The sequence below is a fragment of the Priestia megaterium genome (assembly GCF_041941685.1).
Classification (GTDB): Bacteria; Bacillota; Bacilli; order Bacillales; family Bacillaceae_H; genus Priestia; species Priestia megaterium_C.
In genome coordinates this window covers 726,629-752,014 of sequence record NZ_CP130958.1, presented here as the reverse complement: position 1 = coordinate 752,014, position 25,386 = coordinate 726,629, and the positions used below count along the sequence as shown (strand labels likewise).

The 25,386-nt window shown below is 37.5% G+C and carries 29 protein-coding genes; 12 read left to right on the top strand and 17 right to left on the bottom strand.

Annotation, left to right across the window (positions count from 1 at the left end; genetic code table 11):
- Positions 1-9: 9 nt before the first annotated feature.
- Positions 10-765: an arylamine N-acetyltransferase gene (locus Q5794_RS04045; RefSeq protein WP_214984770.1), complete on the top strand. Its 756-nt coding sequence runs from the start codon at positions 10-12 to the stop codon at positions 763-765.
- A gap of 27 nt (positions 766-792) precedes the next feature.
- Here Q5794_RS04045 and Q5794_RS04040 read toward each other — a convergent pair whose 3' ends face one another.
- Positions 793-1,242, bottom strand: a complete 450-nt coding sequence (locus Q5794_RS04040; protein WP_192996618.1) for an Lrp/AsnC family transcriptional regulator — start codon at positions 1,240-1,242, stop codon at positions 793-795.
- 172 nt (positions 1,243-1,414) lie between these two features.
- Between Q5794_RS04040 and Q5794_RS04035 the strand changes: the two genes are divergently transcribed.
- Positions 1,415-2,035, top strand: coding sequence for a YitT family protein (locus Q5794_RS04035; protein ID WP_214984764.1), 621 nt, complete (start codon positions 1,415-1,417; stop codon positions 2,033-2,035).
- 38 nt (positions 2,036-2,073) lie between these two features.
- Here the strand turns inward: Q5794_RS04035 and Q5794_RS04030 are convergent, their stop codons facing one another.
- The 5 genes from Q5794_RS04030 to gnd all read right to left on the bottom strand — a co-directional run bounded on the left by Q5794_RS04030 (position 2,074) and on the right by gnd (position 8,725).
- Positions 2,074-2,685, bottom strand: coding sequence for a DUF1349 domain-containing protein (locus Q5794_RS04030; RefSeq protein ID WP_192996617.1), 612 nt, complete (start codon positions 2,683-2,685; stop codon positions 2,074-2,076).
- A 154-nt stretch (positions 2,686-2,839) separates the two neighbouring features.
- Positions 2,840-4,168 carry a gluconate:H+ symporter gene (locus Q5794_RS04025; RefSeq protein WP_214984761.1) on the bottom strand — a complete coding sequence of 443 codons (1,329 nt, stop codon included), beginning with the start codon at positions 4,166-4,168 and terminating at the stop codon, positions 2,840-2,842.
- 269 nt (positions 4,169-4,437) lie between these two features.
- Entirely contained in the window at positions 4,438-5,964 is a 1,527-nt protein-coding gene (locus tag Q5794_RS04020) for an NCS1 family nucleobase:cation symporter-1 (RefSeq protein WP_374988700.1), read from the bottom strand.
- A 294-nt stretch (positions 5,965-6,258) separates the two neighbouring features.
- Positions 6,259-7,800, bottom strand: coding sequence for a gluconokinase (gene gntK / locus Q5794_RS04015; protein WP_057239435.1), 1,542 nt, complete (start codon positions 7,798-7,800; stop codon positions 6,259-6,261).
- Positions 7,801-7,825: 25 nt separating this feature from the next.
- The gene (gnd, locus tag Q5794_RS04010) at positions 7,826-8,725 is read right to left on the bottom strand and encodes a phosphogluconate dehydrogenase (NAD(+)-dependent, decarboxylating) (RefSeq protein WP_192996614.1); all 900 of its coding nucleotides are present in this window, start codon (positions 8,723-8,725) and stop codon (positions 7,826-7,828) included.
- A gap of 150 nt (positions 8,726-8,875) precedes the next feature.
- Between gnd and Q5794_RS04005 the strand changes: the two genes are divergently transcribed.
- Complete coding sequence (locus Q5794_RS04005) at positions 8,876-9,721, top strand: MurR/RpiR family transcriptional regulator (protein ID WP_013055460.1); 846 nt, start codon at positions 8,876-8,878, stop codon at positions 9,719-9,721.
- A 169-nt stretch (positions 9,722-9,890) separates the two neighbouring features.
- Positions 9,891-10,370 (top strand): GNAT family N-acetyltransferase, encoded by a 480-nt coding sequence (locus Q5794_RS04000; RefSeq protein ID WP_192996613.1) that lies wholly within the window; start codon positions 9,891-9,893, stop codon positions 10,368-10,370.
- Positions 10,371-10,501: 131 nt separating this feature from the next.
- On the opposite strand, the gene Q5794_RS03995 is transcribed toward Q5794_RS04000, so the two are convergent.
- Positions 10,502-11,038, bottom strand: a complete 537-nt coding sequence (locus tag Q5794_RS03995; RefSeq protein ID WP_192996612.1) for a phosphatidylglycerophosphatase A — start codon at positions 11,036-11,038, stop codon at positions 10,502-10,504.
- Positions 11,039-11,211: 173 nt separating this feature from the next.
- Between Q5794_RS03995 and Q5794_RS03990 the strand changes: the two genes are divergently transcribed.
- The 5 genes from Q5794_RS03990 (at position 11,212) to Q5794_RS03970 (ending at position 14,288) form a co-directional block, all read left to right on the top strand.
- On the top strand, positions 11,212-11,598 hold the full coding sequence (locus tag Q5794_RS03990; protein ID WP_029324785.1) for a hypothetical protein: 387 nt from the start codon (positions 11,212-11,214) through the stop codon (positions 11,596-11,598).
- A 162-nt stretch (positions 11,599-11,760) separates the two neighbouring features.
- Positions 11,761-12,486, top strand: a complete 726-nt coding sequence (locus Q5794_RS03985; RefSeq protein ID WP_192996611.1) for an esterase family protein — start codon at positions 11,761-11,763, stop codon at positions 12,484-12,486.
- 82 nt (positions 12,487-12,568) lie between these two features.
- Positions 12,569-13,081 carry a YjcG family protein gene (locus Q5794_RS03980; RefSeq protein ID WP_192996610.1) on the top strand — a complete coding sequence of 171 codons (513 nt, stop codon included), beginning with the start codon at positions 12,569-12,571 and terminating at the stop codon, positions 13,079-13,081.
- A 5-nt stretch (positions 13,082-13,086) separates the two neighbouring features.
- Entirely contained in the window at positions 13,087-13,521 is a 435-nt protein-coding gene (locus Q5794_RS03975; RefSeq protein WP_214984752.1) for a GNAT family N-acetyltransferase, read from the top strand.
- Between the two features lie 89 nt (positions 13,522-13,610).
- Positions 13,611-14,288: a DUF421 domain-containing protein gene (locus tag Q5794_RS03970; protein WP_268588150.1), complete on the top strand. Its 678-nt coding sequence runs from the start codon at positions 13,611-13,613 to the stop codon at positions 14,286-14,288.
- A 76-nt stretch (positions 14,289-14,364) separates the two neighbouring features.
- Here the strand turns inward: Q5794_RS03970 and Q5794_RS03965 are convergent, their stop codons facing one another.
- Positions 14,365-14,616, bottom strand: coding sequence for a hypothetical protein (locus tag Q5794_RS03965; RefSeq protein WP_214984746.1), 252 nt, complete (start codon positions 14,614-14,616; stop codon positions 14,365-14,367).
- Positions 14,617-14,994: 378 nt separating this feature from the next.
- Between Q5794_RS03965 and Q5794_RS03960 the strand changes: the two genes are divergently transcribed.
- Positions 14,995-17,313 carry an ATP-dependent helicase gene (locus Q5794_RS03960; protein WP_374988699.1) on the top strand — a complete coding sequence of 773 codons (2,319 nt, stop codon included), beginning with the start codon at positions 14,995-14,997 and terminating at the stop codon, positions 17,311-17,313.
- 1,091 nt (positions 17,314-18,404) lie between these two features.
- Here the strand turns inward: Q5794_RS03960 and Q5794_RS03955 are convergent.
- The 5 genes from Q5794_RS03955 to Q5794_RS03935 form a co-directional block, all read right to left on the bottom strand.
- A complete protein-coding gene (locus tag Q5794_RS03955) occupies positions 18,405-18,662 on the bottom strand; it encodes a stage VI sporulation protein F (RefSeq protein WP_013055449.1) in 258 nt (85 codons plus the stop codon).
- A 132-nt stretch (positions 18,663-18,794) separates the two neighbouring features.
- Positions 18,795-18,917, bottom strand: coding sequence for a YjcZ family sporulation protein (locus tag Q5794_RS03950; RefSeq protein ID WP_013055448.1), 123 nt, complete (start codon positions 18,915-18,917; stop codon positions 18,795-18,797).
- Positions 18,918-19,004: 87 nt separating this feature from the next.
- Entirely contained in the window at positions 19,005-19,184 is a 180-nt protein-coding gene (locus Q5794_RS03945) for a hypothetical protein (protein ID WP_214984742.1), read from the bottom strand.
- A 61-nt stretch (positions 19,185-19,245) separates the two neighbouring features.
- Positions 19,246-19,416, bottom strand: a complete 171-nt coding sequence (locus Q5794_RS03940; RefSeq protein WP_162837671.1) for a hypothetical protein — start codon at positions 19,414-19,416, stop codon at positions 19,246-19,248.
- Between the two features lie 67 nt (positions 19,417-19,483).
- Positions 19,484-19,870, bottom strand: a complete 387-nt coding sequence (locus Q5794_RS03935) for a hypothetical protein (protein ID WP_192996604.1) — start codon at positions 19,868-19,870, stop codon at positions 19,484-19,486.
- A gap of 261 nt (positions 19,871-20,131) precedes the next feature.
- On the opposite strand from Q5794_RS03935, the gene Q5794_RS03930 reads away from it, so the two are divergent.
- Complete coding sequence (locus Q5794_RS03930; protein ID WP_374988698.1) at positions 20,132-20,863, top strand: hypothetical protein; 732 nt, start codon at positions 20,132-20,134, stop codon at positions 20,861-20,863.
- 138 nt (positions 20,864-21,001) lie between these two features.
- Entirely contained in the window at positions 21,002-21,835 is an 834-nt protein-coding gene (locus Q5794_RS03925; protein ID WP_192996602.1) for a hypothetical protein, read from the top strand.
- A 47-nt stretch (positions 21,836-21,882) separates the two neighbouring features.
- Here Q5794_RS03925 and Q5794_RS03920 read toward each other — a convergent pair whose 3' ends face one another.
- The 4 genes from Q5794_RS03920 to Q5794_RS03905 form a co-directional block, all read right to left on the bottom strand.
- Positions 21,883-22,218 carry a DUF1360 domain-containing protein gene (locus tag Q5794_RS03920; protein ID WP_098620778.1) on the bottom strand — a complete coding sequence of 112 codons (336 nt, stop codon included), beginning with the start codon at positions 22,216-22,218 and terminating at the stop codon, positions 21,883-21,885.
- 77 nt (positions 22,219-22,295) lie between these two features.
- Positions 22,296-22,916, bottom strand: a complete 621-nt coding sequence (locus tag Q5794_RS03915) for a CotO family spore coat protein (RefSeq protein ID WP_374988697.1) — start codon at positions 22,914-22,916, stop codon at positions 22,296-22,298.
- 222 nt (positions 22,917-23,138) lie between these two features.
- Positions 23,139-23,273 (bottom strand): hypothetical protein, encoded by a 135-nt coding sequence (locus tag Q5794_RS03910; RefSeq protein ID WP_264295253.1) that lies wholly within the window; start codon positions 23,271-23,273, stop codon positions 23,139-23,141.
- Positions 23,274-23,443: 170 nt separating this feature from the next.
- Positions 23,444-25,303, bottom strand: coding sequence for a monovalent cation:proton antiporter family protein (locus Q5794_RS03905; protein ID WP_214984740.1), 1,860 nt, complete (start codon positions 25,301-25,303; stop codon positions 23,444-23,446).
- Positions 25,304-25,386: the final 83 nt, after the last annotated feature.

Here is a 25,386-nt window from a genome sequence, read left to right as displayed (position 1 = left end):
GTGCATTTGATGAATATTAATTATTATTTTAGTCGGTTTTTAGCTAAGAAACCAGATAGCCCAACGTATGAAAGCTTAGCTGCTTTACAGAACAAACACATGCTTCATGTTCCTTTTGAGAACTTAGATGTTCTGTCTCAAACCCCTATTATAATTGATTTAGAACGAATTTTTCAAAAAGTAATTGTAAATTTGCGTGGAGGATTTTGCTACGAATTAAATGGTCTATTTGGCTGGCTGTTAAAAGAAAGCGGATATGAAGTCTCTTACGTTTCAGCTACCGTCAAAAAACCCGACGGCACGTGGACCATTGAAGGAAGTCACGCTACAAACCTTGTGACGGTTGAAAATCAGTCTTACATCGTAGACGTTGGATTTGGAGATTCTGTGCGCAAACCAATGCCTCTAAATGGCGAAGTAGTAAGAGATGTAAGCGGCTCTTATCGTATGACAAACGTTGCTGAGCATATGTATGATTTGCAGCGATGGGAAGATGATGTATGGAAAACGCTGTACCGTGTGTCTACGCTTCCTAAGAAACTGACTGACTTTACTCCCATGTGTGAGTTCAATCAAACGTCAGCCGATTCTCCGTTTGTACACAAACGTCTTGTTACTATCGCAACCCCTACAGGGCGCATTACCCTCTCTGGTGAAACGCTAACTGTAACAGATGGCGGAAAAAAGACGAAAAGGAACGTTTCAGAAGAAGAAATACCTGATATTTTACAAAATCATTTTTATATTATTAAAGGATTTTATTAATATCTCCTTACACGAAAAACCGGCCTCTTATGGGGCCGGTTTTTGTACAGGAGTAATCATCCTGTTTTCTACAGGCGACTTTAAAATAATTGAGGTATTCACATTTCCATAAGGAATCAGTTCATCCACTAGCATTCTAAGTCCATCCATTCCAGACACGGCTGCTTTGATAAAGTAAGAAACCGGCCCAGTTACTCGATGACATTCAAGCACGTCTTCATTTTGCTCAATAAAGCCTTCAAATTCCTCCGGTTTTCTTTTTAATTCGCTTACTTGAATAAACAGCTGTGTATCTCTTCCTAAAGCTTTCGGAGACACCGTAGCGCTGAAACGCTGGATCACTCCTCGTTCCTGAAGACGCTGAAGTCTTTCTGATACGCTTGGACGGCTAAGAGCCAGCTTTTTTGATAAATCGCTAATCGTCATACGTCCGTCCCTTTGCAAAATAGACAATAGTTGTGCATCGATTTGATCCATACAAACCTTTCCTTTCAAAATGAATATAATAAATAAAATCTTTATTCAAGTTGATAATAGAACAAGTATTATTTCCTTCATTTATACATGTGTTTTCTTTATTTAATATCCTATCATTAAAGTAGATGATTGAAAATGAAAATTCCGAAAAAACAAACAAAGGGGTTTATTTATGAAAAAAGTTTTATGGATTATTCTTGGATGTACGATTGCAAGTATTGGTGTTCTTATCTTGCGGCACTCTCACGTAGTGACGGGGGGAACAGCTGGTCTGTCTCTTAGCTTGTCATATGCCCTTCCCTTATCGTTTGCGGTGATCTTTTTTCTCATTAATATTCCTTTTTATCTCTTTTCCTTCTTTCAAATGGGATGGAAATTTACCGCCACAACTATAGGATCAGTGTCTTTGCTATCGCTTCTCACTTCACTCGATCACTTGCTTCCTTCTTTTACACTTCCTAGCCTGATGGGTGCTGTTACGGGCGGACTAATTGCCGGCCTTGGCTTATCCATTTTATTTATGAACGGAGCTTCTCTCGGCGGTGCTAATATTCTAGCGCTATTCGCGCAGCGAAAATTCGGCTGGGATCCTGGAAAAGTGAATTTTTCATTTGATTTCCTTGTCGTGCTGTCAAGCATGTATTCAATTGGACTTTCAAAAGGAATTTTCTCTGTTATATCCATTGCGATTACAGGTTTTGTCATCAGCTACTTCAAGCAAAAAATTGCTTTACCCAATCAACCGACATCCGCTTCTGCCACACAGCCTTTAGATAATGCGCTTTCTAAATAAAAAACACGATTTAGCTGTGGCTAAATCGTGGTTTTTATTTACATTTTTTCTACTTTTATAAAATCAAATTGGGCTTCATATCCTTCTCCTTGAGGACTACAAGCATAAATACCAACTTGAACAGGTTCTTTGGTTGAGTTCAATAAGTGAGCGAGTCGGAGCTGAGTCCAAGAATCTCCATCACTTGAATAACAAACGGTGTAATCATCGTTTTTGCGCTGAATTTTAAAATAAAGCGCTGATTTGTTTTGAGTAAAATTTTGACTGGACCAATCTGAGAAGCCTTGGTTGGTTACGACTGCTCCTAATTGGTTAGGACCATCGGGATTGTATTCAACTGACGTTTTGATCCACGTATCTTTTGATACACGAATCATGAGACCTGCTTGATCGTAGCGATTAACTGGATATGTATGCACCTTTGTCATGATTTCAAAGTCGCCTTCTACTTCACGGTAAAGAAAGTGTCCATTGTCCGCTTCAAAGCCATAATGAGTACGCTGCCAAAAATCCGTTTTAGCGTCTGTTTTAATCACTAATCGATTCGTGTCTGTATCAATTTGAAATTGAGCTGGTGGACAATACCAAGAAACGTCTGAATCTAATTTTCCTTCTGAAAAGTTTGTGAAAAATACTAGTTGATTACTCACTCTCTGTCATTCCCTTCTTAGAAGCTATTATTCTTCTATTTCTATTTTGCCATAATTTAACGAATAAATGAAATATTTTGATTACTTTTCTTGTAAATTCTTTTCTTTCATAAAAAAATAAGACTCTTTTACATAGAGTAAAAGAGTCTTATTTTTAAATTAATGCATTTAGAATAAGTGCTCCTGCAAAAGCAATAAAGGATAGAAGCGTTTCCAGAACGGTCCAGGTTTTGAACGTTTCTTTTACTGTTAATCCTAAATACTCCTTCACCATCCAGAAGCCAGCATCATTAACGTGAGAGAACATTAGTGAACCCGCACCCGTAACGATAACAAGCAGTTCTAAGTTAACACCGGACATATGCTCAATGATTGGTGAGACAATACCAGCCGCTGTTGTTAATGCAACTGTTGCTGAACCTGTAGCAATACGAATTAATCCAGCAATTAAAAATGCAAGTACAAGTGGCGATAGAGATAGATGTTCAGACATTTGACCAATCGTTGTACCTACTCCGCTATCGATTAATACTTGTTTGAAACCACCGCCTGCGCCAATAATTAAGACAATGGATCCTACAGGAAGCAAACATTCTTCCGTTAACTTTTTAATCACATCTTTGGTCATGCCTTGACGTTTTCCAAGCAGGTAAAACGCTGCAAAACAAGCAATTAAAAGTGCAATTAAGGGGCTTCCTATTAATTCTACAAACTTCACTACACCGCTTGGCAATCCATTAATAACAGGTGCTATAGCTGCTAAGACCATTAATAGCACGGGCAGTAAAATGACAAAGAATGAAACGCCTGTACCAGGAAGATCTTTTGATGTTGTCGTAATACGAATTAGATCAGGTTCTCCTTCTGGAATCACTCGTTTGTGAACCCATTTTGCAAAAACTGGTCCAGCGATAACTGCAGCTGGAATTGAAATCATTAATGCATATAAAAGCACTTTCCCCGTATTTGCTCCGTAAATACTAATCGCTGCCATCGCTCCTGGATGGGGAGGAACGAGACCGTGAACAATTGATAATCCTGCAATAACCGGCAGAGCAATCAATAATATATTTTGTTTTGTTGTTTTATGAATGGAAATAACTAAAGGCAGTAGAATTAAAATTCCTACTTCAAAGAAAACAGGAATACCAATAATGAAACCTGCTACTAGCATCGCCCATGGCAGTCTTTTCACACCGAATATTCTTACGAAATAATCCGCTACCTGCATGCCGGCACCTGAATCGGCCATCAGCTTACCTAAAATTGTTCCCAGCGCTAAAATTCCTACTAAGTGGCCTAAAACACCGCCCACTCCCGTTTCGTAAGCGCCAACAATTTTATCCATTGATAACCCAGAAGCAATTGCCAAAAACAAACTCGCAACCGTCAAACTAATAAACGCATGCCATTTAAAAACTGAAACACCTACAATAACAATAACAATTGCGCCAACTGTAATAGCTAATAAGTATGCATCCATCTTGCTTTCCACCTTCCCTTTAAGTAAACGCTTTCTCTATGTAGCAAAAAAGCTCTACACCTGTGAATTTTTTAGAAAATAAGTTCCAACTATCGAAATCGTTTACATAAATTAATTTAGAAAACGATTTCATTTTTTTATTACTTAAATTATATGAAAAAAAAATTCTTAAATCAATAAAAAAACTCAAAAAAATTTTATCAATTTTCTTCCATACAGTTTTAACACACAAAAAAATCCAATCGTGTTAATGATTGGATTCATCTTATTTATTTAGGGATGGTTGAATCAGCCGTTTGACTGTCGATAATCGGTTTTTCGCTTGTTTTAAACGTTATTTCTTCATATTCTCCCGGCGCTAATACACTTTTATCCCCTCTCATGAGATACGTGTAAGCGATGATAGAAATGAATAGACCAAATGTCCAAGCATTATCCCATAAAAAGCGCAGTCCAGGAATCAGTAAGCCTAAAACAGGTATGGCCACGCCAATTACTAATGCATAAATACCGTTTTTATTAAAACCTGTTGAATAACTGTAGCGACCGTTTACCTCATATAAATCCTTTAATGCCATCTGTCTCCTTCTTACAAGCCAGTAGTCAGCAATGGCGATGCCGTCTATAGGGCCAAGCAGCGCTCCGTATGTTCCAAGCCAGCCGAAAATATAGTTCCCGAAATTAGACATGATGTACCATGGCTGAAGTAAAATAGCAAAAATACCGGTCACTAGCGCCCCCATCGCAAACGTGATTTTCTTTGGATTCAGATTCTCAATTGCACGGGCTGGCGCAACAATATTTGCTCCCACATTAATCGTTAAAGAAGAAAGCACGATAACGATTGTTCCTAAGAAAATGATGAACGGAGGGAATTTAGCTACTAACGCCACTGGATCCCAAATAGCTTCTCCAAATATAACGATTGTTGCTGAGGTAACAGCAATTCCAATAAATGAAAAAATACTCATCGTCAACGGCAAAGAGAAGGTTTGCGCAACCATTTGAGATTTCTGACTTCTAGCATATCGACAGAAATCCGGAATGTTCAAAGCGAGCGTCGCCCAAAATGCAATAACTCCCGTTAAAGCTGGGAAAAATACGGCTAGAAATTCTCCAGTTGATGTAAATTTAGAAGGCGTAGATAAAATGGGCCCCCACCCTCCCGAGTTTGTATAAGCCCATATAAAAAGAATAATAGCTGAAATACCAATAACCGGAGCAGCAATCGCTCCTAATACTTTAATCGCTTGCGGTCCTTTATATGCCACTCCTACGTTTAAAAGCCAAAAAAGAGCAAATACAATGGCTGTATGACCAGCTAAACCATTCCAAGACGAAAACGAAGCGCTTAGGAGTGTATCAATTGCTTCCGTTCCAATCCATGTATTAATTCCAAACCACCCAGCAGCCACAATGGCCCTAGCCAGTGCTGGGATATGTGCTCCTTTATCTCCAAACCACAGGCGGGCAAATACTGGATAAGGAATGCCAAACTTGGTTCCAGCGTGAGAATTAAGCAAAATAGGAATAAGAACAATTACATTGCCTAAAAAGATTGTACCAATTGCTTGCCACCAGTTCATTCCAAGCGTCATCATTCCGCTCGCCATCGTGTAAGCTGGAATACACAGACACATCCCAATCCAAAGCGTGGCAAAGTTAACGCCTTTCCAAGAATGCTCTTTCATCGTAGTCGGACGTAAATCCTCATTCCAAAGGTCACTGCCGCTCAGCTGGTTGTGCGTCTCATCCGTGAGCGTCACAATTCCATCTTGCTCAATTTGTGTTTTCATCCATAAAACCCCTTTTCATAAAATAAGTTCATTCCAAAAAACAAATTTTGTTTGAATTTTCTGAAATATAAAGGCGTTTGTGACGATTCCTTCTAGTATGTGATAAATACTAACGTTATCCCTTATTATATTTAATGCGAAACGGGGATACACTGGACAAATTGTAACATTATTTGAGGGAACTTTTATATATTGTGTAGTGTCAACTCTTTTGATTGTTAGATAACCTAACACACAAAAAATCATCCCTTGAAAGCTTCAAGCGATGATTTTGGATATTGATGATTTTGGATATTAATGTACGTATTTTTTTTGAAAAGCCGTAATGCTTTCGTATTCTTCTTTAAATAAGCGAGCCAAACGAATATAGATAGCCGTTAACTCTTTATATACTTCACTGTTTTCTTTGATTGGATAATGATGATTAGTCGCTCCAACCATATCAGAAACAACGTTTAATGAGTCAACTTCGCCAAGGCTATATAAGCCAAGAATAACTGCTCCTAGACATGAACTTTCAAAACTTTCCGGCACGGATACTTCTTGGTTAAAAATATCTGCCATCATTTGACGCCAAAGTGCGGAACGTGCAAATCCGCCTGTTGCCTGAATTTTTGTAGGCTCTCCAATTAACTCTTCAAGTGCCAATAATACCGTATACAAGTTAAAAATAACGCCTTCTAATACAGCACGAATCATATGTTCTTTTTTATGATGCAAACCTAGGCCAAAGAATGAACCTTTAGCATTTGCATCCCAAAGCGGCGCACGCTCTCCTGAAAGGTATGGGTGAAACAATAAGCCGTCTGCTCCCGGTTTCACTAAAGCCGCAATATCCGTTAATACTTCATACGGATCTTTTCCAAGACGTTTAGCTGTTTCTACTTCCGACGCTCCAAACTGATCGCGAGCCCATCTGAAAATCATACCTCCGTTATTTACGGGGCCGCCAATTACCCAGTGGTCTTCTGTCAACGCATAACAGAAAATACGACCTTTGGGATCAACTACTGGCTTGTCAGTCACTGCTCGAATAGCTCCGCTTGTCCCGATTGTCACAGCAACAACGCCTGGTTCAATTGCATTTACGCCTAAATTTGATAATACACCGTCACTTGCACCTACAATAAAGGGCGTATCTGGAAGTAAGTGCATGTCAACTGCAAGCGCTGGGTTTAACCCTTTTAACTGATGCATTGTTGAAACAGGAGTGGATAACTGATCGGTTGTAACACCTGCTACTTTAAGTGCTTCTTCATCCCACGCAAGATTTTTCAGATTAAACAAACCTGTTGCTGATGCAATCGAATAGTCGATAACATATTCGTTAAACAACTTGAAGAATACATATTCTTTAATCGAAATAAACTTATGTGTTCCCTTCACTAATTCAGGCTGTTCATTAGAAAGCCATGTTAGCTTGGAAAGCGGCGACATCGGATGAATAGGCGTACCCGTACGCAAATAAATCTCATGACCATTGTATTCATTTTTAATTTTTTCCGTCCATTCTGCACTTCTATTATCCGCCCACGTGATACATTTTGTCAGCGGTTTTCCCTGCTGATCAACGGCAATAACACTGTGCATAGCTGAGCTGAATGAAACGCATAAAATATCCTCAGGTTTTACATCGCTCGTTTTTACAACCGTTTGAATTGTACGTACAACTGCTTGGAAAATTTCTTCAGGATCTTGCTCAGCCATCGCGGGCGTCGGCGAGTATAATGGATACTCAATCCCATGATTTGCAATGACTGTACCGTCTACTGAAAACAATACAGACTTTGTACTCGTTGTTCCGATATCTACACCTATTGCATATTTTTTGCTCATGCTGCTGTCCCCCTACTTTACTACTTTACTTATTTACAACACCGTGGCCGCCGAATTCATTTCGAAGTGCTGCTACAACTTTTCCTGTAAATGTATCTTCCTCTAATGAACGATAGCGCATCATTAGCGATAAAGCAATAACAGGAGTTGCCGTTTGAAGATCAAGAGCAGTCTCTACGGTCCATTTCCCTTCGCCAGAAGACTGCATCACTCCTTTAATACTATCTAGTTTAGGATCTTTTGAAAACGCATTTTCCGTTAGTTCCATCAACCAAGAACGAACAACAGATCCGTTATTCCAAACGCGCGCTACGGCTTCATAGTCGAAATCAAACTGACTTTTTTCCAGAACTTCAAATCCTTCAGCAATGGATTGCATCATTCCATATTCTACACCATTGTGAACCATTTTTAAAAAGTGACCGCTTCCGCTTTTACCTGCGTACATAAATCCATTTTCTACGCAAATATCATTAAAAACCGGTTCAATTGTACGGAATACTTCCGCATCTCCGCCGATCATTGTACACGCTCCGTTTCTTGCGCCTTCCATTCCGCCGCTTGTCCCTACGTCAAAGAAGTAAATACCTTTTTCCTGAAGATCCTGAGCACGTCGAACAGATTCTTTATAATTAGAGTTTCCTCCATCTATTATAATATCTCCTTCTGACAGAAGTTCTTTTAGTTCTGTAATAACATTTTCCGTTACTTCTCCAGCCGGAACCATAATCCATACAACTTTAGGTGAAGGAGGAAGTTCATTAACTAACTCTTCAACAGTAAAGGCACCAGTTGCTCCTTCGTTTGAAAGTTTTTCTACCGTTTCTTTATTTACATCATAAGCTACTACTTCATGATGGTTGTCCATTAAATTTAATGATAAATTATATCCCATTTTTCCTAAACCGATTAATCCAATTTTCATTTTACAAACTCCCTTTGAAAAAAAATTTCACATTACCTCCATTATACGAATTATTTTTCATTTTGCAATCGTTTACAAGAAAATTTTTTTCACTCGTATTTTTGTGCTATACTCTTTTTACTACTAAATTCGTGGAAAGGAACATCAGTTATGACGCAAAATTGCTTAGGAAAAATTCGTTCTCATTATGCTAGATTCAGTGAAAAAGAGAAAAAAATAGCAAATTATATTTTAGAACAGCCGGAACAAATTATTCACAGTACCATTAACGAAGTGGCAGACGATTTAAATGTAGCTGATGCAACAGTCTTTCGCTTTTGTAAACGAATTGGCTTCAAGGGCTATCAAGCGATGAAAATAGCGCTGGCTGCTGAAATTATGACGCCTATTCAGCAGATTCACGAGGAAATTGCTGAAACGGATAATGAAAAAACGATTGCTGAAAAAATCTTTCGCTCCAATGTGCGAACGCTCGAAAATACATTACAAATACTAGAAAGCAACGCTATTGAAAAAGCCGTCAAACTTCTTATGAAGGCGGATAAAGTTCAGTTTTATGGCACGGGCGGCTCTTCAGTAGTGGCTATGGATGCTTTTCATAAATTTGTTCGAACAGGAATTAAAACGTTTGCATTTATTGATTCCCATTTCCAGCTCATGTCCGCTTCTCAATTAACGAAACAGGATGTAGCGGTAGTGATTTCTCATTCTGGAACAAATAAAGACACGATGAATATTTTAAATACAGCAAAAGCAAACGGTGCCAAAACGATCGGTATTACGGGTTTTCCAAAATCTCCATTAAGCCAAAATGTCGATGTTTCTCTTTATACGAGTTCAGAAGAAACAGAATATCGATCTGAAGCTCTTGCTTCGAGGATTGGACAGCTAAGCCTCATTGATGCTTTGTACGTTAATGTAATGATTGCGAATAAAGATGCCTCTAAACACTCGCTTGAAAAAGTACGCGATGCCATTGCTGAAACTAGAATTTAATGTTTCGCCCTTATATGTTCTTCAACTATAACATCAAACAGAGCATAGAATATATGCTCTGTTTAGTGCAGTTCTTCGCTTAAAATTTTCAAGTTTTAATTCTCATTTAACATTTTCTAAGTTGCTACATATGATAAAGCACAACTTTTAAAAAGTAGGTGAAGTGTGTATGGAGATTATCTATCGCACTGCAAAACTAGATGATTATACAGAAGTAAATAAAATATTAGGGGAATCACTAGAACTCCACGCAAATGCGCTTCCTTCTATGTTTGATAATCAGATGGCTGTTTTATCTCCGGAACAATATCAAGCTACTCTTTATTATGCAACTATTGATATTCTTGTAGCTCAATATCGAAATCAAATTATCGGGGTGTCTGTTGTTGAATTAAAATATAACCCTCCCACCACATTAGCTCCTCTTTCCTACACAGCGTACATCCAATATTTTGGCGTTAAGAAAGGCTTTCAAAATTATGGCGTAGGAAAAAGTCTTTTTTCTGCTACGAAGCAGTGGGCTGTACAAAAAGGAGCAAATGACCTCCAGCTTACCGTATGGGCATTTAACGAGAAAGCACGTGCTTTTTATGAAAGTCTTGGGCTGAAAAACTTAAGCTACCTTATGACTACTTCACTACAGCCATAAATCGTTCCATTAACGGAGACTAGACACGTAGGTGATACGTGCCTAGTCTCCGTTATTCAAATAAGAGACTAAATCATTTCGACGTGTTAATTTACGCAGCTTATATACATACTAATACTAAAAGAAGTTTATTACGTAGCCGGATTGCCTTCTTGCAGCTGTTCTTGTTCATCACGCTGACGGTGAGCTAAACGACTTGCCGCACTAGAAGCTACGCTCGCTACTAAATCATCTAAAAAGGTATTAACTCCTTTTTCTTTTTTACAGTCCAGCTTTTCAATAATGCCTACTTTTACTTTATCTAAATAACCAAAGGTCGTAACAGCGATACTGCCATAGGTTAAAACGGCACCTAAAGCAATCGTTTCGTCAACACCAAACAACCCTTCGTCTTGTTCTACAATACTTTGAAGAGGTTCTGATAATTTATTTTGCTCAGCTAACTTATCAAGTTCGATTCCAACTAGAAGCGCATGCTGAATTTCTCTCTTTTGCAGTACTCTTTCTACGCTCTCAGCGCATTCCTGAATGGTTAGAGTTGGATGATAAGGAAGCTGTAAATCATACACGATTTCAGCAATATCTAAAACTGTTACGCCACGCTCTTCTAGCAAATCAAATGTTGCCTTTGCTACTTCTTTGCTCGTTGGGGTTTTTTTTGCTGTCATGTCTCTCTCTCCTTTTCAAGTTGTTGTCTCTCTTTATATTAAATTCGATGAGAGGCGCTAAAAACCTTTTTTGTTTCATTCACCTGAATTCATAAACTCGTCACATATCTCTTTAGGCGCTCATTACATTTACTTGCTATAATGAAATTATCTAATCAGGAGGTTTGTCTACTGTGGAAGAAAAACAAAGTAAATTTAGCAGAGGCTTATTATTATTTTTTATTGGCGCAACAGCCCTTTTCTTTATCGTCTTAATCGTTCTGTTTCTCATGTCTACTTTTGGAAAAAGCGAAAAAGAAGCCGTAGCTCTTCTAGCAGGGAATCACTACGCTATCGTTAAGGAAGAGAATTCATATACTCTTTATGATCAAAAAGAAAACAAGCCTATTTTAGAAGATGTAAACGGCTATTTCGGGGCTCGCAATATCCGAAGTTATGTAAAAAATGACACAGAATTAGTTTCGATTGATGAAAAAGAAGAAGAATATACGAAGAAGCCGCTAGAAAAAGCCAGCCAAGCAGAAAAAGCTATGTTTAAAAAAATGAAAAAATTAGATTAACTAAAAGCGCTTCAGCCGATTCTGAAGCACTTTTTTAATGACGCATGCCTCTTTCTCGTCATTCGCTAAAAAATTCGTTACAATAAAATAAAGAACGGTTATTAGAAAATGTGTTACAATAAAGGTAACGCTTTCATTCAAATGCATAGGAGTCGATTATTCATGTCAGAAAGTAAGCGGAAGTTAGAAGAAATTTCTTTTTATAGTGACGCACTGCAAGAAGATGTCACGTTACTAGTCTATTTGCCGTCAAACTATTCTACGCTCTATAAGTATTCCTTACTTATTGCCCAAGACGGAAAAGATTATGTTATGTACGGACGGACACCTCGTTTAATTGATGATTTAATGAACGAGTCGGAAATCGATCGTACTATTTTTGTTGGAATTCCATATAAAAGCGTGGAAGACAGACGCGATAAGTATCATCCAGAAGGAAATCAAGTAGATGCTTACATTCGCTTTTTAGCACATGAACTTGTGCCATTTTTGGATAAAACATATCCTACATATCAAATGGGAAAATCACGTGTTCTAATTGGTGATTCGCTTGCTGCTACAGTTTCACTGCTGACGGCCATTGCGTATCCTCACACGTTCGGGAAAGTAATTATGCATTCTCCTTTCGTGAACGATGCTGTATTACAAACGGTCAACTCATTTGCTTCTCCTTCACTTCTGGATTTGTATCATGTTATTGGAACTGAAGAAACGGCTGTCAAAACAACACAAGATGGTATATTGAATTTTATTGAGCCTAACCGCCTGTTGCATGAACAAATGAAGCTGCATGGATATTCTGTTTTCTACGAAGAATTTAATGGAAATCATACGTGGAAATACTGGCAAAAAGACGTAAAGCGGTCGCTTCAATATATGTTGAAGTAGAAAGATATCATATTTTTTGAAAATTTGTTATAATAAGCTCGCTTTATACATATTTTATGATCTTACTTTGGAGGGATTTTTTATGAAATTTGGCGTTGTACTTTTTCCATCTAAAAAACTGCAAGATGTAGCGAATTCTTATCGAAAACGCTATGATTCTCACTATTCATTAATTCCGCCTCATCTTACATTAAAAGAAGTCTTTGAAGCTACAGAGGACCAAATTGATGAAATTGCGGCTAACTTGCGTAAAATTGCCGAAGAAACAAATCCATTTACATTAAATGTAACGAAAGTAAGCTCATTTTCACCAGCCAATAATGTTATTTACTTAAAAGTGGAACAAAAGCCAGAACTGACGTCACTTTACAATAAACTTCATGAAGGCAATCTTGAACAGCCAACTGACTATTCATTTATTCCACATATTACAATTGGTCAACGCCTTTCAGATGATGAGCACTTAGATGTGTATAGCCAGTTGAAACTTGTGGATGTCGCTCATGAAGAAACAGTGGATCGCTTTCATTTAATGTACCAGCTTGAAAATGAAACATGGACTGTGTTTGAAACATTTCGTCTTGGAAAGGGATAAGATACGTGAACATCAAAGTACTAACGAACAAACAAGATCATTCTGATGCTTACTTCGTACGTCAAAAAGTATTTGTAGAAGAACAGCAGGTTGATGTAGAGCAAGAAATCGATGAATACGATTCCGAAGCCCTTCATTTAGTTGTATACAAAGGAACTGCACCAATTGGGGCAGGACGCTTCCGTATGGTAGAGGACTATGGCAAAGCCGAACGAATTTGCGTTCTTTCTTCTTATCGAAAAGACGGTGTAGGAAAGCTTTTGATGGATAAGCTAGAAGAGCTCGCATCAAAGCATGAGATTGAAAAGATTAAGCTGCATGCTCAAACACATGCGGAAGGATTTTATAAAAAGCTAGGCTACGTAACGGTTTCAGGTGAATTTATGGATGCTGGAATTCCACATGTAGAGATGGTAAAGAAACTAAGTAAAAAACACTAGGAATTGAACCTGGTGTTTTTGCTTTTTTAAAGGATAAGAACCTTTGCTTTGCTTATACTAATACCTAATCATGTGAATTAGGTGAAAATATGGATGAACTTATCGGAATTGCGTTAGAACTCTTTATCGGATTTATCTGCTTGTTTATTTTAACTAAATTTTTAGGCAGAGCGACGATCACTCAGCTTACCACTTTTGATTTTATCTCTGCTCTTGTATTAGGAGAGTTAGTAGGAAATGCGCTATATGACTCAGAAGTAGGAATAGGCAAAATTTTATTTGCTGTTATCTTTTGGGGAGCGCTTATTTATGTCACCGAAGTTATTACTCAAAAAAATATTCGCCTGCGTTTGTTTTTAGAAGGACGGCCATCTATTATTATTCGAAAAGGGAAAATTTCGTACAAAGAACTTAGCAAAAATCGATTAGATATCGATCAGCTTCTTCATATGCTTCGTTCAAAAGACATATTTTCCATTCGTGAAGTTGAATATGCGATTTTAGAAACAGATGGATCACTAAGTGTATTGCCAAAATCTGGTTATGCTAAGCCGACAAGAAGCGATCTACAGCTGCCTCCTTCTGAACCTGTTTTATCTATCGTCTTCGTCAGTGATGGACGTTTGCTTTTGAAAAACTTGATTCAGTCAGGCTTTGATGAAGACTGGTTAAAGACACAGTTGAAAAAACAGGGATTTACCGATTATAAACAGGTGCTTTATGCTGAATGGCAGCAGGGTAGTACTCTTTTTATTGAATCTTACTAAGATGTTTTTTACTTGTTCATTACTTTGTTAAAAAATCGTGAGCGCATTCATTCTGCTGCGCTCACGATTTTTTCTATTAGACACGTGTATTAATCACTAGGCCCTTATTTGTTAGCCTGCTGTATACACGCTCTGCTGCTTGAAGCTTTTTTCGCTTTTGTACTGAACTTGGCGTCAATTCCATTGAGTGAGAACGCGATTCAAACTCTTCGTCAAAGCTTTTTTTCTCAATAGGCCAAATACGATTTGAAAAAGAAGCACTATTTTTTTGAAGGCGATTTGCATATTGAATAGATTGATAAGGCGTGACGGGCAGTATATATCCCATATGAACCCTCCTCTTTTTCAAGATACCTTCTACTCCCAGACCTCAGTATTTTTCTCAAGAAGTATCGACATTGAAACAGCTCACTTAGATCCTCTACTTTAGACTTGTTCAAAACAGATGACACCTTGTATCTATACCGCCTTTTTTGAACATATGTGATGTCTTATTCAATATATACTCTTTTTTACATCCTATCCCTCCAAAAATATCCGTGCTCTTTTTAAAAAAAGGTGATTTTGATATGATAGACTTTGACTATAAAACAAAAACTGTGCGTATACACACATCTATATCGATGTAGAACGAGAGCGGCTTCTTGCGTTAACTCCCTCTTATTTACTATTGATTATTCATGTTTTAAAAAGGAGGCCATGTTTTTTGCAACGTGCACTTTATCAAAATCAGATACTTAATCTTGCTATAACGGCTAGAGACCGATTTCAATATTTATATGAAGCTAGTCTCCGAGGAGAAATAACGTGTGCTCACTGCGGAGAACCAGTTAAATTATATCTGGGAATTGAGCATTCTCCTTACTTTTATCATGCTCAAGTTCCCCATGAAAGAGAAGAGTGTTCAGACATACTATCAGAAACAACAGCTGTGCAACAAATAAAAGAAAATCCAGCTGAATACAGAGAAACCAATGGATTTCGTATGCCTAAAGGACGAGCTATTGGTGAGAAAAGTTCAACTGTAAAAGAGAAAGCGACATGGAGGTCTTCCGCACCTTTTTCAAGTGTTCCTGCTTTTCACTTAAAACCAGCTGTTCCTAAACACTCTGACTCTCCTTATTTAAATGAATTTAAAGAGAGCGGTATTGAATTAGATTCGAACCAATGGAAAGCTGTTACACATTCAGAAGGACCGCTCCTTATTCTAGCCGGTGCAGGCAGCGGAAAAACGCGTGTATTAACAGCTCGCACCGCATATATGATACAAGAAAAACAAATTGATCCAAAATCCATTATGCTGGTGACTTTCACGGCTAAATCAGCTAAAGAAATGAAAGATCGATTGGCTACATACCCAAAGATGTCTGGCTTACATCTTCGTCAAATGCTAGTTGGAACTTTTCACAGCATTTTCTTACGTATGATTGTTCATCATAATCCTCAAGCGTGGCAAATGGACCGCCTGCTAAAATGGGATTGGCAAAAAGAACAGATTGTGAAAGAAGCAGCAAGAGAGCTCGACGTGGATGAAAAAGATTTTCCGTTTGATCAGGCACTTCAGCAAATCGGCTATTGGAAAAACACGCTTGTTGGTGTGAAAGATGTTCGCCCAAAGGACAAATGGGAACAAGATGTGCACTTTTTATATCGTCGCTATGAAGAAGTCAAAAAGCAAAAACAGCTATTCGATTTTGATGACATGCTGTATGGATGTTATGAAATGCTAAAACAAAATCCCGATTTACTAACTCGTTATCAAAAAAGGTTTCGCTATTTTTTAATTGACGAATTTCAAGATATCAATAAAGTTCAATATAAAATTATGAAAATGCTAAGTGAAGACTCTAAAAACTTGTGTGTCGTAGGAGATGATGATCAATCAATTTACGCTTTCCGTGGAAGCGACCCTTCGTTCATTTTAAACTTTGAAAAAGATTTTTCTAATACAACTGTTATTACGTTAAACCAAAATTATCGTTCAGCTCACGCCATCGTTTCTTCTGCTAATAAAGTCATTGCACGAAATACAGCGCGCCGACAAAAAGAAATGGCTGCCCAGTTTGATAATGAGTTGCGACCTACATTCTTCTTTCCATACGACGAAGAAGAAGAAGCAACAATGATTGTAACGGATATGAAAGAAAAGATTAAGCAAGGGGCTTCTCCAACTGAATTCGCGGTCTTGTACCGAACTCACGCTTCTTCACGCGCCATCTTTGAACGTTTATCGCAGTCAAACCTGCCATTTTCAATCGAACAAGATGCGGATTCGTTTTATAAAAGACGAATGGTTCGAAGTTTACTTTCATTTCTACGCTTGAGCGTGAATCCAAATGACGCAAGTTCGCTACAAGATTTAGTAAACGCACTCTTTTTAAAGAAAACAGCCGTCAATGACTTAAAAGCAGCAAGTATTCTTCATGATGGTACATTTATTGATGCACTTGAATATCTTCAAGATTTAAAACCGTTTCAGCAAAAACGGCTCAAGAAAGTAATTCCTTTATTCAAGTCGCTAAAATCAATGTCTCCTTCTTTGGCACTTGAGACGATTTCTAAAGATATGGGATTCGATGATTTTGTCAAAAAACGCGGAAATGAAGGAAATATGATGGAAAAAGGTTCGGATGACGTGCGGGATTTAAAAGTTGTAGCACGTAAATTCAAAACCGTCCCTGAACTGTTAGAGCATGTGGATCATATGATTGCCATGAACACAGAGATGAAAGCTTTAAGCAAGCAATTTAATGAAAGTATTCAGCTAACCACAATTCACCGGGCAAAGGGTCTTGAATATAAGCATGTATACGTACTGAGCAGCGTAGATGGCGGATTGCCTCATGATTATGCACTCGAAGCTTATCGAGGCGGAGATGATGTGCCGCTTCAAGAAGAACGCCGCCTTTTATATGTAGCAATGACGCGTGCACAGAATTCACTTTACTTATCTGTTCCGCAAACTAGAAGAGGTAAAACCGCTTATCCTTCAAGATTCCTGAAGTCGTTTATAAAAAAAGTATAAAGAAAAAAGAGGCTGAGACAAAAGTATGTTAGTTGAAGGAAGATCCGAACGAGTTGGATTCTTAATCAAAAATCCGACTCGTTCGGATTTTTTTATGGTCAAGGTGAACGTAGGTTTCATGTACGTATGCGCTTCTAGCTGGTGATTGGAGGGCAAAGCGAAGACTTCTGCGGGAAAAGCGGAATAGGTGCGACCCGCAGGAGTAGATGCGTTACACTACGTTATGTACTGTACTACTATATTTTAGGGGGTTCCGTTATTGAACGCAAAGCCTATTCATGAAACTGAAAAGATTTTTTTATTCTATGTACGTTTATCAGTTTATCAACCTATTAATTTCCATTTATTCCTCTATATATTATTATATAACTTGTAATCAGTCCTTTAATTACATATGTACTCCACGGTTTCTCTATTGCTCAAATTCGCAATGATGGAATTAAACTGTCAGAGAAGCAGTTCCCGCACACTTATCATCAGGCAAAAAATTTATCTTCAGAGCTGGACTTAGAGCTGCCTGATATTTATATTGTTCAATCAGGCGGCTTGTTAAACGCATTTGCTACACGTTTCTTTGGACGCCACTTTGCCGTTTTATACTCTGACGTTGTTGAAATGATTGAAGATAATCAAGAAAAAGAACTTTTTTTACTATTGCTCACGAATTGGTTCATATTAAAAGTAAGCATACACTCTACCACTCACTTATTCTACCTGCTCTTTGGGTTCCTTTTTTAGGAAAAGCGTACTCTAGGGCCTGCGAATATACGTGTGATCGCATAGCTTCCGTTGCGATTGGTGATGCAAAAGCTGCCACTCAAGCATTCACCATACTTACGGTGGGTAATTGTTTAAATAAAAAAGTAAATCAGGTTGAACTTGTTCGTACGGACTCACAAGAAAAAGGTTTTTTATGTGGTTGAATCAAGCTACCTCAACTCCCCCTCCTATCGCTCATCATATTAAAGAAATTAATTACTTAGCACACATCCGGAGCTATTTGATCTCGATTCTAACACATTTCAAACAAATGAAATTGCATAAATGGAAAAAAGCCCTGACGTTTCAGGGCTTTTTATAAAAATATCAAATTATTTTTTCTCATTTAGCATTTTAGCGATGGTTGCAAAATCAATGGATTGATTATTGTTTGCAATCGCTTTAACAATTTGTTCTTCTTTTTGTTTTGAAATTGGCTTATTTGCAATTTGCGCTACTCGTTTCACAATATTACGCACCGTTTGCTCATCTTTAAAATTAGCATTTTGTACAGAATTCGCAAGTTCAAAAATATCCTTCATATTAACGCCTGTTTTCTTTTCTATATTTTTAAACATATTATTATCCATTTTGCATGACCTCCTTTATTTATACTTCATCGTATGCACTATGTGCCTAGATGGTGCCCTTTACATCTAATAAAAATTAAAGTGCGAGTGAAACTTCACCCGCACTTTTCGGTGCCTTATTCATAGAAGGGATTAATTATAAAAACAAACACAACCAACAATAATTAATAGAATGAATAATACAACGATTAACGCAAAACCACCGCCGTAGCCACCACCGTAACCACAACCACCGTAGCCAAATCCGCAGCCCATATTATTACACCCCCTCTGTTTTACTCTCTATACTGTATGTTCACTCAAATGATTTTGTATGGGCTTTTCAACTGTGTGCATTAAATTTCATTGTCCAAATGGATCTTCAGCATCTTTGTTATTAAGTCTTTTTACATTTTGCTGCAGTTTCTTCTCTTGCTCTTCCATCTGCTTTTCTGCTTTTTCTACTTCTTTCATTCTTTTTCGATGTTCTCCCATCATATGTTGTTCAAAAAAACGTTCAAATTCATCGAAAAAATCCGGCATATCTACACCTCTCTTTACTCCATGTAAAAAAGCATTGTCCGAGGAACAATGCTTCTATTGCTTATCGCTTTGGTAACTTTGAACCACAGCCGCAACCACCTTGTTTTGGAGAAGGGTACTGGACTGGCTTAGGAGTAGACTGACCTTCCTTCACTGATTGTTTTGTAATGGGTTGTGGATGATAAGGCAGTGGCTGAGGATATTGATTAGGATTATAATGATAATACATCATGTTTCCCTCCTTTTCACAGCATCCTATCTATAACATTATATTCAGGACTAAAGAAAGACGTTCTCTCTTATTTGTCCATTTTACGCTGCATGGACAAAAATAAATCGGTGCTGCTTTTGGGTTTCCTTGCTCTTGGTGCTTCCACCCTTTCTTGCTCTGTTACTTCTCCCAGCCTGCTCTGTAGCTCCTGAATCGTTTCTGATGCATGATCATCATACTGTACAATTGACTGTTCATTTTTTGATTTTTGTTCATTGACACATGCCTTAAGCCAATCTATTTTTTCTTGCAGCTTTCTTTTTTCTTGTTCATGCTTTTCCTTTAATTCAGCTAACTCTTCTTTCATATCTTCATATTCAAATTCTTGATGCTTGAACTTTTGATATTCTTCCTTATAAAAAGCCAGTTCTGACTTTAATGAAGAGATATTTTGTTTCACTTTTTCCTCACTCATACTGCTCACTCCTTCATTATAAACAATGCACAAACCTCTGAAAATCAATTAAAGATGAATAACACTTTTTACTAACATGAATATGCTGTAATTGAGTTTATTATTTCCTTCATTTTTTATGCTCGCTTCATCCAGAAATTATTGCTATAAATTCCGCTTTTACTAAGGAACATAAAAGCAAGTCATTCATACACTATAGTAGTCCGATACCTAGTAACGAACAGCGTAAAGGAAGGACAATTACAATTAGGAGGTTTAAAAATGGGAGAACATTTTGAAGCATTGTGTATCCGCGTACCTAAAGTGTACGATTGGGTCAGACGTCAAGTGGTTTTGCCACAAATCTTTACAAATGACGCTTCACTATTTGATGAAGAGGCGCTTGAAGATTTAGGCCATGATGTAGAAGTAGAAGTTATTTTAACTGATAGTAAAGGACACCCCGTAGACGTTTCAGATGAAGAGGCGCTCGATCATGTAATTGAGCTTGTACCACAAGGTGGTCGCAAACCTAAGAAGGTCATTTTACCAGACGGAGAAATTGTTATTCTTCATGAAGTAAAATTATCAATTAGCGGTTTTTATAAAATTAGGTTAATTAATTTAGGTGGACATCATAAATACAGCGATGTCGAATCTAGTGTTATTCCTTGGAAAATACATCAAACATTCTATCTTTGCGCACCTGAAGGAACAGAACCTGTTGTACACCTTGATTCTTTTGAAGGAACTGATGGTTCTATTAGATTATCAGACATTCACTTACAGCAGCTAAGCTTCGATCTTGTGTTAGGCCTAAGTGTGCAAATTGAAAAAGATGTTAAGATTGAAGTAGAAGGAAGCTTCTGTTATCCTCGCCCCGAAGTTATTTCTACAAGCGGTTTCTCACCGATTGAATATCCACCTCAGTGTGAAGCTATCTTCCCTGGAAGACCTTATCGTGATTCTGCTGAAAGTGACTTCGAAAGTGACTTTGAAAGTGACTTTGATTAACTGGATAACCTCAGAGGAGAATATTTCTCCTCTTTTTTCATCGTTTACAAGCTTTGTGCATACATATAAATAAAACTGCTGTGAGCAGCTCTGTTTTACAAGGCTGGTTCATAGCTCAGCAGGAAAGGAGACTAGTACATGAGTCGTAACTCCCCTTCTCCTAAAGATGATTTAACTCAACTAAAACAAAAGCTCATTCACTATAAATCGGAAATTCGGCACATACAGAACCAATTAAAAAGCTATGAACGAGCTTTAGAGAGAGAAAAAGAAAATACATCATTTTGGAAGAAAAAACACGCTGAGACGCTTTCTACATCTGAAAAAGAAGTAGAAATTGAAGGGCTAGAAAGAGAGCTGGATTTACTGAGAAACGAGCTTTCCGAACAAAAAATTATTGCCGAAGCATTTCGAGAGAAAGCATCGAGAAAACAGCACGCTATTGAAGAAAAGATTGTGGAAAAAGTGATCGAAAAAATTGTAGAAAAACCCGTGGAAAGGTTTGAAAAGAGTGATATCCTCTGTTTCTTTCAACATTCTATACTGCTGCCAGAACAACATGAAAGGGAGCTGATGATATTCGGCAATGTAATTATTCAAAATCAAACGAGCAGTACTTTACACTCTCCCGTGCTTTGCTTAAAAATGAAGCCTGCCGCTTCGTCTACATTAAGCGGGAAGATCGTTGATGAAAAAAGCATTGAAGCTTCTAGTATTCCATCTTCTTCTTTACAATGGCGTTACGCTCATCCAAAATGGAACGAAAAAATTCAACATGAGGGTGAGTATTGGATTAAACCTATTAAGCAGACAGTATTAAAGCCAAAAGACAAATTACTATTTGACTCTTTTCAAGTAGTTGTTCCTCTTTCCTCTGATATGCCCTCATTTATTTTAGAAGGCTTTTTCTATAGTGAAGAATGGCAAGAAGGCATTCCTTTGTTAAATAAAGTTGTGCTAAATTTTCCTTAATGACTAAAAGACATATTGATGTTCAATATGTCTTTTAACTCGTCCATTTATTTCATAAAAGATTCTACAATTCCAGCACATCCTGCAATAGCTAAGATTGTAATGATAGGAATAGCAATGTGGGGGACCGCTACATAACTAAAATAAATCCCTACCGCACACCATATGCCCGTGCACCAATAACAGCTGAGCAGCTCTCCAATCCATCTTTGCAGCCCTTTTCCTTTTATTTCTAAGTATGTTATCCTATTTCCTTCTTCATCTTGATCTTCTACAATTTTGTGAAACGGTTTACGAATAAAAGTCGTAATTTTATCAAAAACGATTAGGCGAGTGAGCCGAAACGTCGCAAAGACAAATAACGTTAGGTAAATCCATGTCATCTTCATTCCTCCGTACATTCACAAGCTTATGAAAATAAAAGCTAACATGCTTTTTCACTGTTAGCTTTTAGGGTTACTTAAATTTTAATGATGGATATGGTCTGAATATCATTAAATGTTAATACTTTCTTCTCTTTATTAGGAGGGATGCTTACGTATAAACTTCCTTCTTTGAGTTCTAAAATTGTTCCTATATATTTTTGGTTTTGACATACGATTTCACAAATAGGTTGAGACATATGAGCCGGAAAGCTGCATAGAAATTCAATTTTTTCTTTGATCGTCATAGACTGAAACATTTTATTTGGCATTTTAGTCTCTGATTGCGGTATATTCACAGGAATAATTGAATGTTCTACAACTTTTTCCTGCTTAATTTCTTGCCTAATTTCTACATCTTTTTCTTGCTTAATTTCTTGCCTAATTCCTACATCTTTTTCCCGCTTAATTTCTTGCTTAATTCCTACATCTTTTTCCTGCTTAATTTCTTCTACTTTTTCTACCTCAGGCTCGTTAACTTCTTGAATAGAAGAAAAGCTGGGCTCTTCTTTTAACACATACTCTTTCTTTATTTCTTTATTGTCTTGCTGTTTTGAACTGAAATAATATTGCATAGAACGCTGGTTTTGCGTAGCGCTTGGCTGGACAATGTACATTAGCGGCTCGTTTTCTTCTGACTTAGATTTTGAGTTAGTCATGAAGCATACCTCCAATTGCTTGTTATCGTTCTTTTAAAAATGTATGCTTGCACACGGAAAAACTTGTTTATTTTTTTGCGGCAGCATTTTTGACAACAAAAGCAGCGCTATACTTTTGTCTTCAGCATTTGAAAAAACACAATAAAAGAGGTTGAGATACAACTAAATTAATTCAATCTAAAGATGCACAAATAGGATACATGGGCTCGTATGGATCGCTTGTTACACCGTAGCTGATTTCCGTGCAAGACTTCGCTGTCCGCGGGCAGCCGATGAGCCTCCTCGTCGCTTGCGCTCCTGCGGGGTCTCATCTGTTCCGCTTTTCCCGCAGGAGTCTTCGCCTTGCCCTCCAATCAACTGTTAGAAGGAACTAAACAGATGAAACCTATGTTCACCATAACAAAAAAAACGAACCACTAATCAAAAATTTTGATCAATGGTTCATTTTTCACTTCAGCTAAAATACTTTTGTCCCAGCCTCTTCCTCTCATTCAATAAGGTAGAAAACTAAATCCACCTAAATACCTTTATCTAATTTTATATTCAAGAAGCATACGCAATTCATTCACATACGAACGAGATCCCGTTACAATCAAACGATCATCAAATTCAAGCTCCGTATCGCCATGAGGTACAATGGAATCTTTGCCTCTAAAGATTCGAACAAAAATCACATCTCCTGTAAATGGGAACTTACGAAGCTCTACCCCCTCGTATTTAGGGTTACGCATATTAATTTGATAAAGTGCTGTTTCTTGATTCGTTAAGATATTTAAAATATTTGGCGATTCGATTAAAGCTTTTAGCAATGCAGTCGTAGATAACAGCACAGAAAAAACTTCAATGTTATTTTCTTTCATCTTTTCATCTAATACAGGACTTTCTACGCGGGCAATAACCCGTTCTGTACCATACTCTTTTGCAAATAGAGCAATGTCGCTATTTCTCTCTTCTTCACCTGTTGTTACAACTAATACATCCGCATCTAAAATCCCCATACGCATTAAAGTTTCCTTACTATATCCATCGATGTCGACGATATTAAAAATGGAATCCGACGTACGGTTTTCAATTTTGTCCTGAGTAGGATGATAAATGGTAACATCATATAAATCAAGATCCATTTCTCGAATAACCGGGAGTGTAAATTGATTTGCACCGAGCATATTAACCTTCAGCTTTCTGTCACTGATTTCTAGCTTTGGAAACAGCTTTCTAAAGATAATAGGTGTAATAATACATGTAATAATCGCCACCAAAATCAGCGCACCGGACATTTGTGAATCAATAACACCAATATTTTCACCAACCGTTGCTGCCGCAATAACGAGTGATAAAGTCGATGTTAAAAGAAAACCCGATGCCAAAACGGTTTTCATATCATACCATTTTCTTAAGATTAACGCTGGGACTAGCTTGGATATTAATAATGCAATGAATAATAAAGGCATTAAAATCAGCACTTTTTTATCACTGAACAATGACCAAACATCAAGCTTCACTCCTACCATCACAAAAAAGATAGGAATTAAAAATCCATAGCCAAACGAATCTAATTTATGAACTAAGTTTTTGTTAGGCGCAAGTAGAGAAACGAGTGATCCTGCTAAAAAAGCGCCTAAAATGTTTTCAACACCAATTGACTCCGAAAGGCCCACTAGAATGATAATGAGTGCAAATACGGCGCGCGTGTCGATTTGAATTGTACCTTTAGACATTGTCTCAAGAAACGATCGGTTTTTAAACTGCTTCCCTATGAAGTATAAAATCACTCCTACTCCAAATAAAATTAAAATCAACCATGTATTGCTATTTCCTGATTTATCATAGACGGAAGCAAATACGGCTAGTAAAATCATCGTGACTAAGTCTGCAATAACCGCAATCAATAAAATGGTTTGTCCAATCGGCTTTTTCATAATCTGTGCATCTTTTAATGTCGGCACTACTACTCCTAGTGAAATGGTAGAAATAATAAGCGTCATCAAAAAGGCATTATCAATAAAACCTGTCCATACAAAAACATAGGACAAAAATAGTGAAACCGCAAAGATAGCTGCAAACACTAGTATAGAAATGGAAAAAGCATTTGGCACCTTCGCTCCTGATGCCTTTTTGTCTTTTGAATTTCCTCCAGCAAAAGCAGAAAAATCAATTTCTAAACCACTTAAAAACATTAAAAAGATAAAGCCTAGAGTGGAAAGTGTTTCAAGCCACATATCCTGCTCCACAAGGTCAAAACCACTTTTCCCTATAATTAATCCCATAATAATTTCAGCTACGACTACAGGTATAATGTTGAGTTTAAACCGATGCAACAGTATAGGCGTTAAAAAGGCCAAACTAATGACGATAACAAGTGATGTAAAGGACGCGTGCTGTTCCATTAGATTCCCCTCCTTTTACCTTCGCTATTTATAAAACGAAGACGTTAGTATTCAAAATTAAAGGTTAATCATAAAAGCTTGAA

What these genes read in the sequence shown, in the direction of transcription:
- Q5794_RS04045 (WP_214984770.1), top strand. Translation starts at nt 10, where the DNA reads ATGAATATTAATTATTATTTTAGTCGGTTTTTAGCTAAGAAACCAGAT.
- Q5794_RS04040 (WP_192996618.1), bottom strand. Translation starts at nt 1,242, where the DNA reads ATGGATCAAATCGATGCACAACTATTGTCTATTTTGCAAAGGGACGGA.
- Q5794_RS04035 (WP_214984764.1), top strand. Translation starts at nt 1,415, where the DNA reads ATGAAAAAAGTTTTATGGATTATTCTTGGATGTACGATTGCAAGTATT.
- Q5794_RS04025 (WP_214984761.1), bottom strand. Translation starts at nt 4,168, where the DNA reads ATGGATGCATACTTATTAGCTATTACAGTTGGCGCAATTGTTATTGTT.
- Q5794_RS04020 (WP_374988700.1), bottom strand. Translation starts at nt 5,964, where the DNA reads ATGAAAACACAAATTGAGCAAGATGGAATTGTGACGCTCACGGATGAG.
- gntK (WP_057239435.1), bottom strand. Translation starts at nt 7,800, where the DNA reads ATGAGCAAAAAATATGCAATAGGTGTAGATATCGGAACAACGAGTACA.
- gnd (WP_192996614.1), bottom strand. Translation starts at nt 8,725, where the DNA reads ATGAAAATTGGATTAATCGGTTTAGGAAAAATGGGATATAATTTATCA.
- Q5794_RS04005 (WP_013055460.1), top strand. Translation starts at nt 8,876, where the DNA reads ATGACGCAAAATTGCTTAGGAAAAATTCGTTCTCATTATGCTAGATTC.
- Q5794_RS04000 (WP_192996613.1), top strand. Translation starts at nt 9,891, where the DNA reads ATGGAGATTATCTATCGCACTGCAAAACTAGATGATTATACAGAAGTA.
- Q5794_RS03995 (WP_192996612.1), bottom strand. Translation starts at nt 11,038, where the DNA reads ATGACAGCAAAAAAAACCCCAACGAGCAAAGAAGTAGCAAAGGCAACA.
- Q5794_RS03985 (WP_192996611.1), top strand. Translation starts at nt 11,761, where the DNA reads ATGTCAGAAAGTAAGCGGAAGTTAGAAGAAATTTCTTTTTATAGTGAC.
- Q5794_RS03980 (WP_192996610.1), top strand. Translation starts at nt 12,569, where the DNA reads ATGAAATTTGGCGTTGTACTTTTTCCATCTAAAAAACTGCAAGATGTA.
- Q5794_RS03970 (WP_268588150.1), top strand. Translation starts at nt 13,611, where the DNA reads ATGGATGAACTTATCGGAATTGCGTTAGAACTCTTTATCGGATTTATC.
- Q5794_RS03965 (WP_214984746.1), bottom strand. Translation starts at nt 14,616, where the DNA reads ATGGGATATATACTGCCCGTCACGCCTTATCAATCTATTCAATATGCA.
- Q5794_RS03955 (WP_013055449.1), bottom strand. Translation starts at nt 18,662, where the DNA reads ATGGATAATAATATGTTTAAAAATATAGAAAAGAAAACAGGCGTTAAT.
- Q5794_RS03950 (WP_013055448.1), bottom strand. Translation starts at nt 18,917, where the DNA reads ATGGGCTGCGGATTTGGCTACGGTGGTTGTGGTTACGGTGGTGGCTAC.
- Q5794_RS03945 (WP_214984742.1), bottom strand. Translation starts at nt 19,184, where the DNA reads ATGCCGGATTTTTTCGATGAATTTGAACGTTTTTTTGAACAACATATG.
- Q5794_RS03940 (WP_162837671.1), bottom strand. Translation starts at nt 19,416, where the DNA reads ATGATGTATTATCATTATAATCCTAATCAATATCCTCAGCCACTGCCT.
- Q5794_RS03935 (WP_192996604.1), bottom strand. Translation starts at nt 19,870, where the DNA reads ATGAGTGAGGAAAAAGTGAAACAAAATATCTCTTCATTAAAGTCAGAA.
- Q5794_RS03930 (WP_374988698.1), top strand. Translation starts at nt 20,132, where the DNA reads ATGGGAGAACATTTTGAAGCATTGTGTATCCGCGTACCTAAAGTGTAC.
- Q5794_RS03925 (WP_192996602.1), top strand. Translation starts at nt 21,002, where the DNA reads ATGAGTCGTAACTCCCCTTCTCCTAAAGATGATTTAACTCAACTAAAA.
- Q5794_RS03920 (WP_098620778.1), bottom strand. Translation starts at nt 22,218, where the DNA reads ATGACATGGATTTACCTAACGTTATTTGTCTTTGCGACGTTTCGGCTC.
- Q5794_RS03915 (WP_374988697.1), bottom strand. Translation starts at nt 22,916, where the DNA reads ATGACTAACTCAAAATCTAAGTCAGAAGAAAACGAGCCGCTAATGTAC.
- Q5794_RS03905 (WP_214984740.1), bottom strand. Translation starts at nt 25,303, where the DNA reads ATGGAACAGCACGCGTCCTTTACATCACTTGTTATCGTCATTAGTTTG.